Origin of the sequence: Oceanobacillus profundus (assembly GCF_003515705.1) — a bacterium.
Classification (GTDB): domain Bacteria; phylum Bacillota; class Bacilli; order Bacillales; family Amphibacillaceae; genus Oceanobacillus; species Oceanobacillus profundus.
The window spans coordinates 219,212-234,567 of sequence record NZ_QWEH01000005.1 but is presented as its reverse complement, the minus strand read 5'-3'; the positions used below and the strand labels follow the sequence as shown (position 1 = coordinate 234,567).

Below are 15,356 nucleotides of genomic sequence, written 5' to 3'. Positions count from 1 at the left end.
CGAGTGAGTAAGATCCCTCAGAGACGATGAGGTTGATAGGTTCGGTGTGGAAGCGTGGTGACACGTGGAGCTTACGGATACTAATCGATCGAGGACTTAACTAAATTCTTTATTTGATGTCTTGTTTACTCTTATTTAGTTTTTAAGGTATAAATCAATATTTTACCTTATAAAGTTGTCTGGTAGCAATAGCGAAGAGGCTACACCTGTTCCCATGCCGAACACAGAAGTTAAGCTCTTCAGCGCCGATGGTAGTTGGGGCTTTGCCCCTGCAAGAGTAGGACGCCGCCAGGCCAATGAAAACCCCAGTATATAATTGCATATACTGGGGTTTTTGCGTTTTGGTGTATAAAAGCTGTGGATGACTTAGTTACCTCGATCATGACCACAAAGTGCTAAATCCGTAGCGAGACTCCTCCGTAGTAAATCAAGGTGGCATCGCTATTGTTCTTTATTCTACTTTCTTCCATCATTTAGTCTTCTAGCTTCTTCAGGACTAGACATTTTTGTTGCTCCTTTATAGCGAAGTCCCACATCTCGATCAGATTCTACGCGTCCGCTTTCTCTCAATTTCTTTTCTTGGCGGTCTCTTCCCATAATTAGCACCTCCCAACATTAACATTAGCGATTTTGAGACTTTTATTCATGACTTCATTATCTACTCGACATACTTAAATATCATTCAAATTGGATAAGTATGAAAATATTTTCTTTGTTAGGAGATTTTGTGCGAAAATAGAATGGGTGATACAATTAATTTGGTAAATAAATTTTTCAAATGTGTTTACATAACTATAATGATATGAAAATAAATATCGACTAAAGAACATTTTGGAGGGAATATATGGTGAAGAAAAAGTTGGGTTTATTATTTGGGGGAAAGTCTGCGGAGCATGAAGTTTCTTTACAATCAGCTAAAAACGTGATGGAAGCAATTGATCCTTCGAAATACGATGTTGTGTTAATTGGAATTGATAAATCAGGGAAATGGCATTTAAATGATGCTTCCCATTTTCTTTTGAATGCTGAGGATCCAAAATTAATAGCATTAAATAAAACAAATAAAGGAATTGCTGTGGTACCCGGTGAAACTGAAAATCAACTTGTAAATAGAGAGGGAATGGAAGCATTAGGTCAATTAGATGTGATTTTTCCCATTCTCCATGGAACTTTAGGAGAGGATGGAAGTATTCAAGGGATGCTGCGAATGGCCAATATTCCTTTTGTTGGTTCAAATGTGTTAGGCTCAGCAATAAGTATGGATAAAGATATTGCCAAACGATTACTTCGAGAAGCGGGTTTAACGGTTGCCAATTCATATACGTATACATGGGCGTCAAAAAATAGTATTTCATTTGATGAAATTACACAGCAATTAAATCTCCCTTTGTTCATTAAACCAGCTAATCAGGGGTCATCTGTTGGTGTGAGTAAAGTACAGACACAGGAAGAATTTGAAAAAGGCGTCGCAAGTGCCTTTAACTATGACCACAAAATATTGATTGAGGAAGCAATTCAAGGTAGGGAAATTGAGTGTTCTATTTTGGGAAATGAAAATCCAATTGCATCAATACCTGGAGAGATTGTCGCAACAGCTGACTTTTATTCTTATGAAGCTAAATACATTGATGAAAGCGGAGCAGCACTTGAGATTCCGGCTCAGCTAAGTGAAGATGTAACAAAGCAAATACAAGAAGTAGCGATAAAAGCATTTAAAGCATTAAATTGTGATGGAATGGCAAGGGTCGATGTTTTCTTAACAAAAGACAATGAAATTGTAATTAATGAGATTAATACAATACCTGGATTCACCAAAATAAGTATGTATCCAAAACTATGGGAGCTAAGTGGTATACCATATAGTCAGCTAATTGATAAACTAATTAATTTGGCTTTAGAGCGACACCAACGTGATTCGTTTTTAAATAGTTCTTTTGAGGAAAAATAAACCCATTAGCAAATTAAAAAACCCCTTTAAGAGTTTCCGCTCTTTAAGGGGATTTTTAATTCTATTTCTTCTGTAAGGCCTTCTTCTTGGTCATTAACCTGACTTCTGCATTAAGCGCTTTGTATAACGCAATTCCCATTAGAATCATGACAAAGGAAAATGGTAATGCAGCAATAATGATTGTGTTTTGTAATGCTGTTAGACCACCAACATAGAGCAAAATTAATGCTACTGTTGACTGGGATACACCCCAAATAATTTTTACATTGTTTGGTGGAGTTAAGGAACCGCGAGTTGATTGCATTCCTAAAACAAAGGTTGCTGAATCGGCTGATGTAATAAAGAATGATGCAATTAATAATATTGCAAGGATCGATAAAAGAAATGAGAGTGGTAACTGATCAAACATGTTAAACAATACCAACTCTGTATCAAATTGTGCAATGTTTGTTCCATTATCTTGAACGTTACCAGCTGTTGTTCCAAATGCTGCAAACCAAACAGAAACAACTAACGTAGGGATGACCATAACGCCCATAAGAAATTGACGGATAGTACGTCCTCGGGATACTCGTGCGATAAACATTCCTACAAATGGCGCCCATGAGATCCACCATGCCCAGTAGAAGATGGTCCACGAATCTAACCATCCACGATTATCACCTTCAAGTGGGGCTGTTTTAAAGCTCATTTGCACAATTTTTTGTATATAAAGGCCGAATGTTTCTGTAAACATATTTAGAATGAGTAATGTCGGCCCGAGAATAACCACAACAATAAAGACTAGTATAGCAAGAATCATATTTAAGTTGGATAAATATTTGATTCCTTTACTTAAACCAGACCAAGCTGACATCATGAATAATACGGTTACGATTAAAATAATAACTAGCTGTGGAATAAATCCAATTTCAACTCCGAATAAATGTGATAATCCGGCGTTAATTTGAACTGCACCAAACCCAAGTGAGGTCGCAACACCGAATACGGTAGCAAAAACAGCTAGTACATCGATTAATGTACCTAATGGACCATTCATACGGTCTCCAAATAAAGGCCTTAGTGTAGAAGAAATTAATCCAGGCATACCTTTTCGAAATTGAAAGAAGGCAAGTGCAAGCGCGACAATACCATACATCGCCCATACATGAAGACCCCAATGAAAGTAAGAATACGCTAAACCTTCTTTAAAGGCCTCTGCAGTGCCAAGCTCTGCTTCTGGAGCATTTGAAACATAGTGGAAAAGAGGTTCTGCAGATCCGTAAAAGACAAGACCAATTCCCATACCAGCTGAGAATAGCATGGCAATCCAAGAGCCTGTGGAAAAATCCGGTTTTTCATGATCTTTTCCAAGACGAATTCTCCCATAAGGGCTAAATGCAATAATGATTGCAAAGATAACTAATGCTGACATGAGCAGCATATAATACCAACCAAAAGTTGTAGAAACAAAATTTTTAACATTATTTGTTATTTGTTCAAACTGGGTAGGAAAAGATGCTCCCAGAATAACAGAAATAATAACTAACGCTACAGCTATGTAAAAAACCTTTGAAATACGCTTCATGATTCCCCCCTAAGAATAAATTTGACATATGTGTAATAAGCATACGGATTATTATACCCGTTTTGAAAAATAATGAAACCCTAAATAAGGAAAGTTCACAATTTAAGATTTCGTTATCTACTGATAGGATTGGCAATGATTAACGGTTATATGTATGATAGAAGGGGAAGTTTGAGTTTTTTAAAATTTAATTTTTTCATTTAATTGCAAAGTAAGGATTACTGCTAATTAAATTCGGATAATAACCTAATTTTTAGAAAAGAGAAGGGCTTATGATAGATTATAAATTTGATAAATTATTACATGTACGGACGGGTCCAGAGAAGAAATTGTCTTTCCCGGACTCGATTCAGTATAATCCGTATGAACCAACACCGTACCATGCACTTGAAATACTGTTTCAGCAATATGAGGTGAGTGAACAAGATCATTTTGTGGATTATGGGTGTGGGAAAGGGAGGTTGAACTTCTATATCCATCATTTTTATCGTGCATCTGTGAAGGGGATTGAAATGGATGAAAATTTCTATCAGGAATCGATTGTCAACCTAAGAAAGTATTTGCAGCATACGAATAATAGGAAGGATACAATTGAGTTTATTTGCTGCTTGGCAGAAGAATATATTATCGATCCCATGGATAATCGATTTTACTTTTTTAATCCATTTTCCGTTCAAATATTTCAGAAGGTGATTAATCGGATTTTACGTTCAATTGAAGAATCGAATCGAGAGGTAGAGTTAATTCTATACTATGCGCATGAAGATTATGTGTATTTTCTAGAGGATAAGACAATATTTGAATTGAAACAAGAAATCCAGTTGCCTGGACTATATGAAGCGAATCCATATGAACGTTTTCTCATTTATCGAGCTGGCAATTAAGTTGGAAAAAGAGCTAAGAATCTCCTTAGCTCTTTTTGGTGAGCAGCGTTTTCGAATAGTTAACGTTAAAGCTCGGTTAATTTCAGCTGCTGATCCTCTAGGACATAGACTGTATCAGCAACGCGCTCTGTAAACGTACGGTCATGTGAGACGAGGATAACCGTTCCTTCATATGCCTTTAAAAATCGCTCTAGTGCTTCGATACAAAAAATATCAAGAAAATTAGTTGGCTCATCTAAAATGAGTATATTGTATCTTCCTAAGAAAAGCTGGCATAATACCAGTCGAATGGCTTCACCACCACTTAACGCAGAAGTTTTCTTTTTCAGATCATTGCCTGTAAAATTCATGGCATGAAGCACTGCACGAATCTTGCTTTCATTGTAGTCACTTTTATCCTTCATATAGGCGAGGACTGTTTCAGCCTTTTCGAATTGGTAGCTCATTTGGTGATAAGCCCCAATCACAGCTTTAGGAGAAAGGCTTATTCCTTCGCCATGCTGTATAATATGTTGGAGTAAAGTTGTTTTTCCTGAGCCGTTCTTTCCAGTAATTGCGATTGTACTGCCTAATGGGAATTGAAAGCTCGCCTCTTTAAGAATCCTGTTATTTCCAACTTCCAATGTTAATCGATCTGCCATAATCGGAAACTTGTTATGAAGCTTGAGTGCGGCTGTTTGATGGAAATGTAGGGAGCGTTCCTTTTCTGGAGCGTCCACCGCTTCAAGCTGTTCCACACGTTGTTCGATACCTTTCGCTGCCCGTTGAACCGCTTTTTGACTGGTTCCTTTTGATTTTGTCTCGAACATTCGATTTGCCATTGCCTTTGTATCCTTTTTTGCCATCCGCTTATTAGCATCTGTTATTTTTTCTGCCTTCTTCATCTTTTCTTCAGCAGCTTTTAAGAGACGATTTTTCTCTTTTACATATTTTTCGTGCTGTTCTTGCTGCTGTTTATGCTGGAGCTCCTTTTGCGCTACATAATCTGAAAAATTTCCTGTATACTCGGTTACTTTTCCGTCTTCAATTTCCCAGATTTTTGTTACAAGCTTATCTAAGACAAAGCGGTCATGGCTTACAAGTACAAGTGCTCCGTAATAATACGTTAACTCATCGATAAAGAAAGTTGTTCCAGTTGTGTCGAGATGCGTAGTCGGCTCGTCAATTAATAGTCCTTCATGATACGTGGAGAACAGCTGGGCAAGTTTCATACGAGTCTGTTCTCCACCGCTTAGATAACGAATATCAGTTGAAGGGACGGCTAGTTTCCCTAATAGTTCATAGTCCGTCTCCTTTTCAACTGGTTCCGCCAACTGGTCGAAATAGCCAAAATCGGAAAAGCGATGCACATCTCCTCTGTCCGGTTGAATTTGTCCGTGAAGGAGCTTTAATAATGTACTTTTTCCAGCTCCGTTTTTACCAACGATGCCAATTCGATCAAATTGGTGTACTGCTAGTCTTGGTATATCCAAGATGACTTTATCAAAAAAGGTGAGTTCTATATTTTCTAGTTCCAAACATACTTTTTCCATTATGCTTTACCCCCTATATAATTTCTGGTTGATGCATTTGTGCCGATTAATATTTCTAAGTCAATTGTGATTGCAGCTGCATCCTGCCTATAAAATTGCTTGATTTGTGCTTGATTGGAAGTCCAAGTTAGTGGCGTCATACGGACCAAATCTACAATCGCTGTTTGATGAAGCTCTCTTGTATCCTGTACACGGATGACTTCTAATAAGTCAAAATGCCTTTTAAATAAATCTACTGTTTCTGTATTGTGATGCTTTGTTTTTTGGGAAAGCATCTCTCGTAATTCACGGAGATAGTTAGGTCCAGGAACTACTTTGATAACGAGTCCGCCAGGCGATAAAATTCGTTTGAATTCTCGATAATTAGCTGGCGACAGGATATTTAAAATAAAGGAACATGCTTTGTCGGCAAGTGGCGATTTGGCCAAATCCGCGACAAGCCATGTAGGTGTATCATGTTTTTTTGCTGCCATAATAATTCCTTCTTTTGAAATATCAATACCAACACCAGTAACTTTAGGCTGCATACACTTATCTAAAATTGCTTGTAAATGAGATCCTTCTCCACAACCTAGATCTGCTACCATCAGAGAAGCAGCTGATGTGCATGGTTGTTGATTAATTACATGTGCGATAGTGTCATGCAGCATAGTGTATAAGCTGCTATTTGTAATAATTCTTTGTCTTGCTTCAAACAATTCCTTGCCATACGGACTAGTAACTTGATGTGTCAGCATATTGATATAACCTTGTTTGGCAAAATCAAATGTGTGGTTTTTGGAACATACGAAGCTCTTCGGGTCGATAACTTCCATAGCGCTTTGACAAATTGGACACTGGAATGCAGTGTTATATTGATGGACGCGTTTTGCGGTTTTCATTTTTTTAGTCATGTTTTACCTCATCCTTTCCAATAAAAAAATCACAGGCAGTCTGCCTGTGATTTAGAGTAAAGGGAAGAAGCCCCGTCCTTATTCAGTTAGGAGTTAAGCTAAGATAGCTGTCCACGAAATGACTCTTTCTATTATGGAAAGAAATTATCAGAAGGAAACTTGCTTGCCACATAGGTGCCAAATAGGCATTAACAAATGTGAATGACAAATTTACAGATGCGTATCTGATACCGAATTTTCCATTGAAAGAGCACAAAAATAAAGAAAGGCAGAATAAACCCACCTTTCTACATCCTATCTATATATTATACAAAATGAAGATGATTAAAAAAGGACAGACTAATCCCTTTACCCTGTCTATACAAACAGAGTCTTTGAACGTATTAAATTACTTAGTTCAAAGTTAGGGAACGTAATCTGATTGAATGCATTTTTTAACCATCCTCCTTAAATTAGTTGTTATCGTATCATATTAATTATAGAACTTCTAGGAGTAAATGTCAAAAAGAGGGGGAGCGGCTTTTCCTTAGAAGTGCGAGTTCAAAAAGCAAGTCAACGAGCTTCATAGGATGTGGTGACTTCAACGTGTGCAACAGGACGTGTTGGAAGAGTTAGTCAATGGTCCTCTGTTCTCGATATGTCATTTTCACCGACTTTTTGAACATCCTCTATAAGGTGATTTCCCAGAATTCCCGATCCTCTATAATAAGATCATCGGGCTTCTTGATATCTTTCCAGTGTTTCTTACGCTTTACAGAAATCGGCAGATGCTCTTCTCCATTTATACTGGTGAAATATTCAACGACATATGCAGTTCCAACAGCTTTCTCCAAATACGAATAGAGCAATGCTAAGCATTTCCTTTCAAACTCTTTTCTATTCCATTGTTTGGTCGAGATCCACTCGTGCTTTAATGGTAGCGAGTTATTCGTAGTTGTTACTTGGTGTTTGAAAGAAAAGTGAGGGCTGTAGGAAAAACGTTCCTTACTTTCACTGTCATAATTATTTTCAAAATGTAAATGTGTAAAATCCAACTCACTTGCGAATACGTTTGGTTGTTCTGGTGAGATTGGGTTTAAACCGAACGTACCAACAGGTAATCTCATGGGTGAAGCGATATAAATGTACTGTGTCATGCTTGGATGCTCCTTTTCCAAAATGGATAGCAACTAATCAAACGTTTGATTAGTTGCTATTACTACAATTATCAGTAGTTATTTTATGCTTGCCATATCCTCAATGATTAGGATCAACTGATAAAGCTGGTCGTTAATTGGCGTTGGAATGCCATACTTTCTACCAAGCTCACACACTTTTCCAGCGAAATACTCCACTTCGGTTTTACGTTCTTCTACAATATCCTGAAGCATAGAGGTTTGCCCATCTGGTGATAGCTTCATTAAAATTGGTCGATAGCTATGGACATCTGCTTCTGTCAGATTCACACCCACCTTTTGCGAGATGGCAACAACCTCGTACATCGCCTGTTCCATCCACTCGTGGAGTGAAGGTACCTCCTGAAAATATTTATAAGGTGCACGTAATACGGCAGAAACTTGGTTAATACCAACGTTAAACATGAATTTTGCCCAAATTGTATGCCAGATGTCTTCTGGTATCTCATAAGGAATACCGGCGCGTTCAAACAAATCTTTTGCGGCAAGAACATCCTTCGAGAGGCTTCGATCCTTTTCTCCGAAGCAGATTTTTCCGATACTAGAAAAGCGAATACGATTATCTCTTCTTACTGCATCGATACCAACACACATGCTGTATAAGATATGGTTATTTAGTTTACGATTATAGATTTCCTCTTCACTAGATATTCCGTTTAAGAGTGATAGAATAATTGTATCTGGGCCAATATAGTATTTCATATCAGTAAGAGCCTGTTCGAGCTGGTCATTTTTCACAGCAAAAATAACGAGGTCTACAGGATCAGCATTTGTCTCGGGCGTTTTATAATTAAAATGAAACATCGTGTTATCTACATCTAGTCCGTTAGCTGTGTAGCGGTTAATTCTATCCTTGCTTGCGACAACTGTAAAATCGCTGTCTAATAATGTATGTAATTTGCTACCGTAAGCAGCGCCAATTGCACCTAAACCTATTAAAGCAACAGATTGGATTTTTTTCATCTTATTCCCCGCTTTTCAATGTTTTCAATTATAATTAGTATAGCATAAATATTCATAATTCAAAAAAAGAGGGTGAAACCGTGATTTTTGAAAAAGGGAATATAATGGTTCGTCCATTACAAACAAATGATAATCATTTGTTGGTTAGATGGCTTTCAAACGTTACTGTTCTTGAATTTTATGAAGGAAGGGACAATCCTTTTGATCTAAAGAAAGTCAATAATGATTTTTATAATCTGGATGACGGTGTTGTTAAATGCATTGTTGTATATAAAGCAAAAGCTATCGGCTACATACAATTTTATCAAGTAAATAATAAAACAAGTACAATACATGATTATAGTCAGGAAGAAATTACTTATGGAATGGATCAGTTCATTGGTGAACCCGAATATTGGAATAAAGGAATTGGAACATTACTTGTTCGTTCAATGGTAGACTATTTACTTGAGAAAAAGCGAGCTGATAGAGTTATAATGGACCCTCAACGAACAAATTCACGAGCTATAAGATGTTATGAAAAATGCGGATTTAAAAAAGTTAGAATCTTACCTAAGCATGAATTTCATGAAGGTGAGCTACGAGATTGCTGGTTAATAGAATTTAACCGGTCCATTTAGCTTATTATACGGTCGAGAATTAGTAATAACTTTAAGGTAGCTTTGTCTTCAAGCTACCTAAGAAAATATTTAAAACTATTTTAGCTTAAGGACTCATCTAAAAATGCTAGTATTTTAGGCCAAGAGTCTTTAGCAGCTTGAGCATTAGCATTTGCACTCCCGCCAAATGTTAGGGTAAACGGTCCATTTGAAAGCAAAACCTCTGGTGGCATAGAAGGAAAAGTAAACGGAAAGCATAGAAAATGGCCTGCGTCTTTATAGTGCAGATGGACATTTGGGTACGGGTGATTTTTCTCTGTGAGGCGTTCCATAATCATGTTGGAAAATAGAGAGGAAGGCCATAATTGATCATCTCCCCCCGATATTAGCATGATAGGTGCTTGGATTCTTTCAACTGGAATGCGTGCTGCATCAATCTGTCCTTTATTTTTTAAGGTGTTATGAAATACAGAGAGGTTGGATATTGGTTTACGAGTCAACAACTTTGAAAAATAGCTAAAAAAAGAAGAAACACTATTCTTCGGCTGTAAATAGATTAATGGCTTATTTTCATAGGTCCAAGCAGGGTCAGGTACTCCCATAAAGTTTCGTAAACCAGCATAGCGAACTCCGCTTGGTGAACCAGCAACAACTGCTTTAATTTCAGGAAACATTGTCCCTAATTGTAGTGCAAGCTCTCCACCTCGTGAGAAGCCGACCACAGCAATTTGATTTGCATGGACTTGAGGCTGCTGTTGTAACCAGTGTATAGCTGTTTCGAAGTATTCAAGCGGAATGTTAACCAAGTCTTCTGGAACATCCTCTATACCAAAATACGCTAATGAAAAAGCAGCATAACCATGGGAAGCAAGTAGGGCCGCAGCGCTTTCCCGCATACCGCCATCCGACCCACCTAGTATAAGTACTCCCGGATGAGAATCAGGACCAGTTGGTTGATAAAGTGATCCAATCATTCCTTGCTCGTCAACCTGGGTTTTCGATACGTGAGGTGCTGCAAACGCCCGAATAACATCCACACTTGCAATGGTATCCCCATTTAATTCAGCGGTGATTGTCACCGTGATAGGGGTAGATTTAGACTTTGTGAATAATGCATGTTTTTTTGGATCATCCAATTTCATGGACCACAATAGTCCCATGGAATCGATTGTCTCGTATGTACCGCTTATAGGCTTTTGTTTACTTAGGTCAATAACACCTTGTTCATCTGTTTGAAAAAATCCATAGGATTCAAATGGATTACGATTCCCGTCTGTACTTCTTGCCTGTATCTTGACAGTTTGCTTTGGGTTACAGCCTGATAAACGGATTTGTAAGGGTTCATCTACAAGAGCAATCTGTGGAGTGATAATAAATTGAGGTGCTTTGGTGGCTAATTTAGTCATTTATATTTCCCTTTCATATCTAAATTTTAAATTATCATTCAATTCAGTAATTATTCTATCCTAAACGCTTTCTTATCTCAAGCATATTCAAGAAGAGATTATTAAAGTCCATTTGCTTTATAAACATATGTAAAAAGTATTTGACATATATTTGAAAAGTTTTATAATTATAAATGTCAAATACTTTTTACATTCAATGAATCAAGGTGGCGATTATAATGGATTGGTTTATTTTAATTATCTTCTTTGGCTTTTTGTTATTGATGGTTTTGCTTATTGGTATGCTACTCTATTCGTTAGCGAAGCAAGGGGACGAACGGAAAAATTTTATCAAAGCAAAAGCTATGTCGTATACATTCGCGATTATAGTAGGAGTTTTACTAATAGAAATTGGTATGTCTATATACATGGTTAGTGTAAAAGGGCAGACCGTAGAAGGAATGAGTCCTTTTATATTTCTTGTAATCATTTCTATCGTATACCTTGTAACACTACTATATAACAAAAGGAAATATGGGAATTAATATGGAAAATAACATTCGGCAACTAAGAAAAGCAAAAAAGCTATCTCAAGAGGAAATAGCTAAACTATGTAAGGTTTCTAGACAAACGATTAATGCGATTGAAAACAATAAATATGATCCCAGTTTACAATTAGCATTTGATATTGCAAAACAGTTAGAGGTTACCGTAGATGAATTATTTATACCTAGTAAATGAGGTGAAGGGATATGGATAGAACAAAGAAGTTTATGCTTTTTGTTAGTATCTCCGTTTTTTGTATATTCGCAGGATTTATTGTATATAACTGGGTGCGTTTTGAAGCCCTAGATGCAGGCCAGATATTTTTTACGTTCATTGCATTATCATTCATTTTTAACATTCTAACGTGGGGAAATCATGAAGGAGCCGGAGAAAAAGATGAAATGGATTTGCATATAATGGCACAAAGTGCAAGAATAGGATATTTTGTATTAATGGTTCTTGCATGTCTCATTTTATTCATTTCAGAGGGGACTGGCAATTTCAATCAGATTACGAATTATCCACTTCTCATTTTAGTCGGTCTCACATTTGTTATATTGCCAATAACTGAATTTATCTATAAGAAAAAATTCAAGTGATGTATTTAAAGGAGGAAATAATATGTTATCACCAAAAGTACGAGACACTTATGAGAAATTAGTGGCAGATGAAAGAGTAAACCGAACATATAAATTCATAGAATCGGATCATGAAAATACGGTTTTTGAGCAAATTCAGCTTACAGAAATCCCAGCACCGCCATTTCAAGAAGAGATTCGGGCTCAAGATTTCAAGAAACGCCTACAAAGGCTTGGTCTGAAAGATGTCAAAATGGATAAAGAAGGGAATGTATTTGGGGTCCGGCCTGGAATTGGAAATGGACCGAAGTTGTTTGTTTCGGCCCATTTAGATACTGTCTTTCCAGAAGGTACAGATACAACGGTAACAGATAAAGGTGGGAAATTATATGCACCAGGAATTGGAGACGATACGAGGGGATTGGCAGAGGTATTGGCAATCATTCGTGCACTTAATGCGTCATCGATTTCTACAATTGGAGATATTATCATAGGTGGAACGGTTGGAGAGGAAGGCGCTGGTGATCTCCGCGGTGTAAAAGCATTTTTTCAAGAAAACATGGTAGACGGATATATATCCATTGATGGACCGAATATGAATGTTATTACGTATTTAGGTACTGGAAGCTACCGTTATCAAATTACATACAAAGGTTCTGGCGGTCATAGTTTCGCAGATTTTGGCTCTCCCAGTGCAACACATGGATTGGGCAGAGCTATTGCAGCGATAGCTCAATTGGAAACGAAAGCAAATCCCAAAACAACCTTTACAGTTGGCGAGGTTCGTGGAGGGACATCGGTAAATGCAATTGCTCAGGAAGCTAGTATGCTTGTTGATTTGCGCTCAAATGATCAGCAGGAACTCGACAAATTAGATAAAGCGTTTTTAGAGATTGTAAGAAATGCGTGTGACGAAGAGAATAAGCGATGGAAAAGTGAAGATCTTACAGTAGAAATGGAGCGGTTCGGTAACCGGCCGCCTGCAAGTCAACCATCTGATGCTGTTATTGTGCAAGCGGCTTGGGCTGCAATCGAATCAGTAGATGGTGACCCACGACTTGGACAGCCAAGTAGTACGGATGCGAATTATCCGATGAGCCTGGAGATCCCCGCTATTACCACTGGGACTGGTGGAAATGCTGGAGGAGCACATACACTGGAAGAGTGGTATGATCCAACAGATGGTCACCGCGCAATTCAAAAAAGCTTTACATTGATTTTAGGTTTGGTAGGCGTAAAGGATGTTTGTGAGCCTTTACTTCCTGTTATAGCGAAAAACGATTAAGAGTCTTTGTTATAGAGTGAAAATGGCTTTTAGGGATATGAATCACTATGGATTTCATATCCCTATTTTATATGCATTCCCTCATTTGTTTTCTAATTCCCAATTTGATACGATAACCTCAGAAATAGGAAAGGAACACGTATATGAAAGTATATTGGATATGGCTATTGTTTAATATTAGTCCATGGATATTTGCTTTAGCATTCTTCTCTGTAAGTATGGTTGAATTACTATGGCGCTTACTCGGTGTTGCAATCTATTTTGTCATTTTTTTTGTTATGCCATTGGTAACAAACAAACCGGTACTTACAATGATTCTGCTCAGCCTGAATACATGTATTGCGGTAATTACTTTATTCCCGTCACAGGGGGACGGATTTAATCCTTTTCTTATCCTGATTCTTTCTCTGCTTATTGGTGAAGCCTGTTACTACTTGAATTTCCGACAAGTTAGCGTTGTTGTAATGGTCGGTATGGCAGGGATTATTGCTTTGCTTTTATCTGCAGAACTCTCTATCTTTACAACAGGTTTTATCGTGATATACGTTGTATTTTTATTAACTGCAAGCTTTAAGTATAAGCAAACAAAGTATCAAAATGATGACCTACGTGCTCGATATGACGCTTTGCTCAGTGAATATCGAAGTGTGAAGAGACGTCTTTCATCGGATGAAGAATTAGCAAGGCAGGAAGAGCGTGTTCTAATTGGTCATGAAATCCATGATTCTGTCGGTCACAAGCTTACAGCCCTTCTTATGCAGCTTGAAGTATTTCGATTACAAGCAGCAGAAGATGATAAATCGCAAATTGAATCGTTGAAGGAGCTTGCGAATCAAAGTCTGGAAGAAACACGAAATGCAGTAAAAATGTTAAAAAGTAAAGATGTCGGCGGTCTACCGGGAGTTTTACGTTTGATTCGTAAATTGGAAACAGAAAGCTTTATTCGTATTCATTTTTCAGTAAAGCATGGAGCGTTTGCAGCGCCTCTCACGGGAGAACAGTCATTTGTCATCTATCGTTCGGTACAGGAAGCATTGACGAATATAATGAAGCATAGTAATGCAAGAGAGGCAGAAGTTATGTTTGAAGCTCCTGGCGGGAGTATTTTTCGTTTTGAAATTAACAACCCTGTAAAAAATGATAATCGATTTCAGGAAGGGTTTGGTCTTGCTTCCATGCGGGAGCGGATTGAAAAAATTGGTGGCGAGCTACATGTGCAGAAAACAGATGGACAATTTATTGTCCGTGGTTTATTAAAAATAGCTGACCTGGGGGAAGTGTATGATTCGAATACTACTGGCTGAAGACCAAGTGATGGTAAGGCAAGGATTAAAAATGATGATAGAGACAGATGAGGAAATAAGAGTAACAGGGGAAGCAAGCAATGGAAAGGAAGCGATTCAGCTTTGTGAGCAGCAGTCATTTGATGTGGTTATTTTAGACATTCGTATGCCTGTTATGGATGGTATCGAAGCTGCAAGGATAATCCAGAGCCGCTGGCCAAAGTCCAGGATTTTAATATTAACGACATTTGATAATAATCAGTATGTCATGGACGCACTAAAGATTGGGGTTAGTGGTTATATTCTAAAAAATGCTGATACAGATTCGTTGATTCGATCAATTCGCAGTGCCCTGCAAGGTGGATTAGCTGTAGAGGACCAGGTTGCAGCGAAGGTTATGCCGCTATTACTTAACAAGCAAGTGGAGAAAACGGTCGATCCCTCCTTAACACCCCGAGAACGTGCCATTTTAACGTGCATTGGTGAGGGGCTTAATAATAGTGAAATTGCGGAACGATTGGGATTATCGGTAGGAACAGTGAAAAATAATACAAGCCAAATTTTGAATAAATTAGAGTTAAGGGATCGTACGCAGTTAGCTATTTATGCCATACGACATAATCTTGTATGAATAACAACGTGTCATTAGCAAAATAAAATGACTAAAGTAATTCCTGATTAACTTGGTAATGACTAAAGACAGTAGTGATGCTGTCTT

General features: G+C 37.7%; 16 protein-coding genes and 2 rRNA genes. 11 read left to right on the top strand and 7 right to left on the bottom strand.

The window, feature by feature from the left end:
- Positions 1–104 (top strand): 23S ribosomal RNA (locus D1B32_RS10280); the annotation flags it as partial.
- A 74-nt stretch (positions 105–178) separates the two neighbouring features.
- Positions 179–294, top strand: a 5S ribosomal RNA gene (gene rrf, locus D1B32_RS10275).
- Between the two features lie 162 nt (positions 295–456).
- Here rrf and D1B32_RS10270 read toward each other — a convergent pair.
- The gene (locus D1B32_RS10270) at positions 457–597 is read right to left on the bottom strand and encodes a YpzI family protein (protein WP_095311915.1); all 141 of its coding nucleotides are present in this window, start codon (positions 595–597) and stop codon (positions 457–459) included.
- 247 nt (positions 598–844) lie between these two features.
- On the opposite strand from D1B32_RS10270, the gene ddlA reads away from it, so the two are divergent.
- Complete coding sequence (gene ddlA, locus D1B32_RS10265) at positions 845–1,948, top strand: D-alanine--D-alanine ligase (RefSeq protein WP_118889273.1); 1,104 nt, start codon at positions 845–847, stop codon at positions 1,946–1,948.
- Positions 1,949–2,009: 61 nt separating this feature from the next.
- Here ddlA and D1B32_RS10260 read toward each other — a convergent pair whose 3' ends face one another.
- Positions 2,010–3,515 carry a glycine betaine uptake BCCT transporter gene (locus D1B32_RS10260; RefSeq protein ID WP_095311919.1) on the bottom strand — a complete coding sequence of 502 codons (1,506 nt, stop codon included), beginning with the start codon at positions 3,513–3,515 and terminating at the stop codon, positions 2,010–2,012.
- 272 nt (positions 3,516–3,787) lie between these two features.
- On the opposite strand from D1B32_RS10260, the gene D1B32_RS10255 reads away from it, so the two are divergent.
- Positions 3,788–4,399, top strand: coding sequence for a class I SAM-dependent methyltransferase (locus D1B32_RS10255; protein ID WP_118889272.1), 612 nt, complete (start codon positions 3,788–3,790; stop codon positions 4,397–4,399).
- A gap of 65 nt (positions 4,400–4,464) precedes the next feature.
- On the opposite strand, the gene D1B32_RS10250 is transcribed toward D1B32_RS10255, so the two are convergent.
- The 4 genes from D1B32_RS10250 to D1B32_RS10235 form a co-directional block, all read right to left on the bottom strand.
- The gene (locus tag D1B32_RS10250; protein WP_095311923.1) at positions 4,465–5,931 is read right to left on the bottom strand and encodes an Msr family ABC-F type ribosomal protection protein; all 1,467 of its coding nucleotides are present in this window, start codon (positions 5,929–5,931) and stop codon (positions 4,465–4,467) included.
- Positions 5,931–6,824: a putative RNA methyltransferase gene (locus tag D1B32_RS10245; protein WP_118889271.1), complete on the bottom strand. Its 894-nt coding sequence runs from the start codon at positions 6,822–6,824 to the stop codon at positions 5,931–5,933. The genes D1B32_RS10250 and D1B32_RS10245 overlap by 1 nt, the downstream gene beginning before the upstream one ends.
- 668 nt (positions 6,825–7,492) lie before the next feature.
- A complete protein-coding gene (locus D1B32_RS10240) occupies positions 7,493–7,960 on the bottom strand; it encodes a hypothetical protein (protein ID WP_095311927.1) in 468 nt (155 codons plus the stop codon).
- A gap of 78 nt (positions 7,961–8,038) precedes the next feature.
- Positions 8,039–8,962, bottom strand: a complete 924-nt coding sequence (locus D1B32_RS10235) for a ketopantoate reductase family protein (RefSeq protein ID WP_118889270.1) — start codon at positions 8,960–8,962, stop codon at positions 8,039–8,041.
- Between the two features lie 80 nt (positions 8,963–9,042).
- On the opposite strand from D1B32_RS10235, the gene D1B32_RS10230 reads away from it, so the two are divergent.
- Positions 9,043–9,582 (top strand): GNAT family N-acetyltransferase, encoded by a 540-nt coding sequence (locus tag D1B32_RS10230; RefSeq protein ID WP_240033769.1) that lies wholly within the window; start codon positions 9,043–9,045, stop codon positions 9,580–9,582.
- An 80-nt stretch (positions 9,583–9,662) separates the two neighbouring features.
- Here the strand turns inward: D1B32_RS10230 and D1B32_RS10225 are convergent, their stop codons facing one another.
- On the bottom strand, positions 9,663–10,967 hold the full coding sequence (locus D1B32_RS10225; protein ID WP_095311931.1) for an acyl-CoA thioesterase/bile acid-CoA:amino acid N-acyltransferase family protein: 1,305 nt from the start codon (positions 10,965–10,967) through the stop codon (positions 9,663–9,665).
- A gap of 218 nt (positions 10,968–11,185) precedes the next feature.
- On the opposite strand from D1B32_RS10225, the gene D1B32_RS10220 reads away from it, so the two are divergent.
- From D1B32_RS10220 to D1B32_RS10195, 6 genes are all read left to right on the top strand, one after another.
- Complete coding sequence (locus D1B32_RS10220; protein ID WP_095311933.1) at positions 11,186–11,491, top strand: hypothetical protein; 306 nt, start codon at positions 11,186–11,188, stop codon at positions 11,489–11,491.
- Between the two features lies 1 nt (position 11,492).
- Positions 11,493–11,687 (top strand): type II toxin-antitoxin system RelB family anti-toxin, encoded by a 195-nt coding sequence (locus D1B32_RS10215; protein WP_095311935.1) that lies wholly within the window; start codon positions 11,493–11,495, stop codon positions 11,685–11,687.
- A gap of 11 nt (positions 11,688–11,698) precedes the next feature.
- On the top strand, positions 11,699–12,091 hold the full coding sequence (locus D1B32_RS10210) for a DUF2178 domain-containing protein (RefSeq protein WP_095311937.1): 393 nt from the start codon (positions 11,699–11,701) through the stop codon (positions 12,089–12,091).
- A gap of 22 nt (positions 12,092–12,113) precedes the next feature.
- Positions 12,114–13,355, top strand: a complete 1,242-nt coding sequence (locus D1B32_RS10205; protein ID WP_095311939.1) for a M20/M25/M40 family metallo-hydrolase — start codon at positions 12,114–12,116, stop codon at positions 13,353–13,355.
- Positions 13,356–13,498: 143 nt separating this feature from the next.
- Positions 13,499–14,659 carry a sensor histidine kinase gene (locus D1B32_RS10200; RefSeq protein WP_095311941.1) on the top strand — a complete coding sequence of 387 codons (1,161 nt, stop codon included), beginning with the start codon at positions 13,499–13,501 and terminating at the stop codon, positions 14,657–14,659.
- Complete coding sequence (locus tag D1B32_RS10195) at positions 14,637–15,269, top strand: response regulator transcription factor (protein ID WP_095311943.1); 633 nt, start codon at positions 14,637–14,639, stop codon at positions 15,267–15,269. The genes D1B32_RS10200 and D1B32_RS10195 overlap by 23 nt, the downstream gene beginning before the upstream one ends.
- The last annotated feature ends 87 nt before the right edge of the window (positions 15,270–15,356 follow it).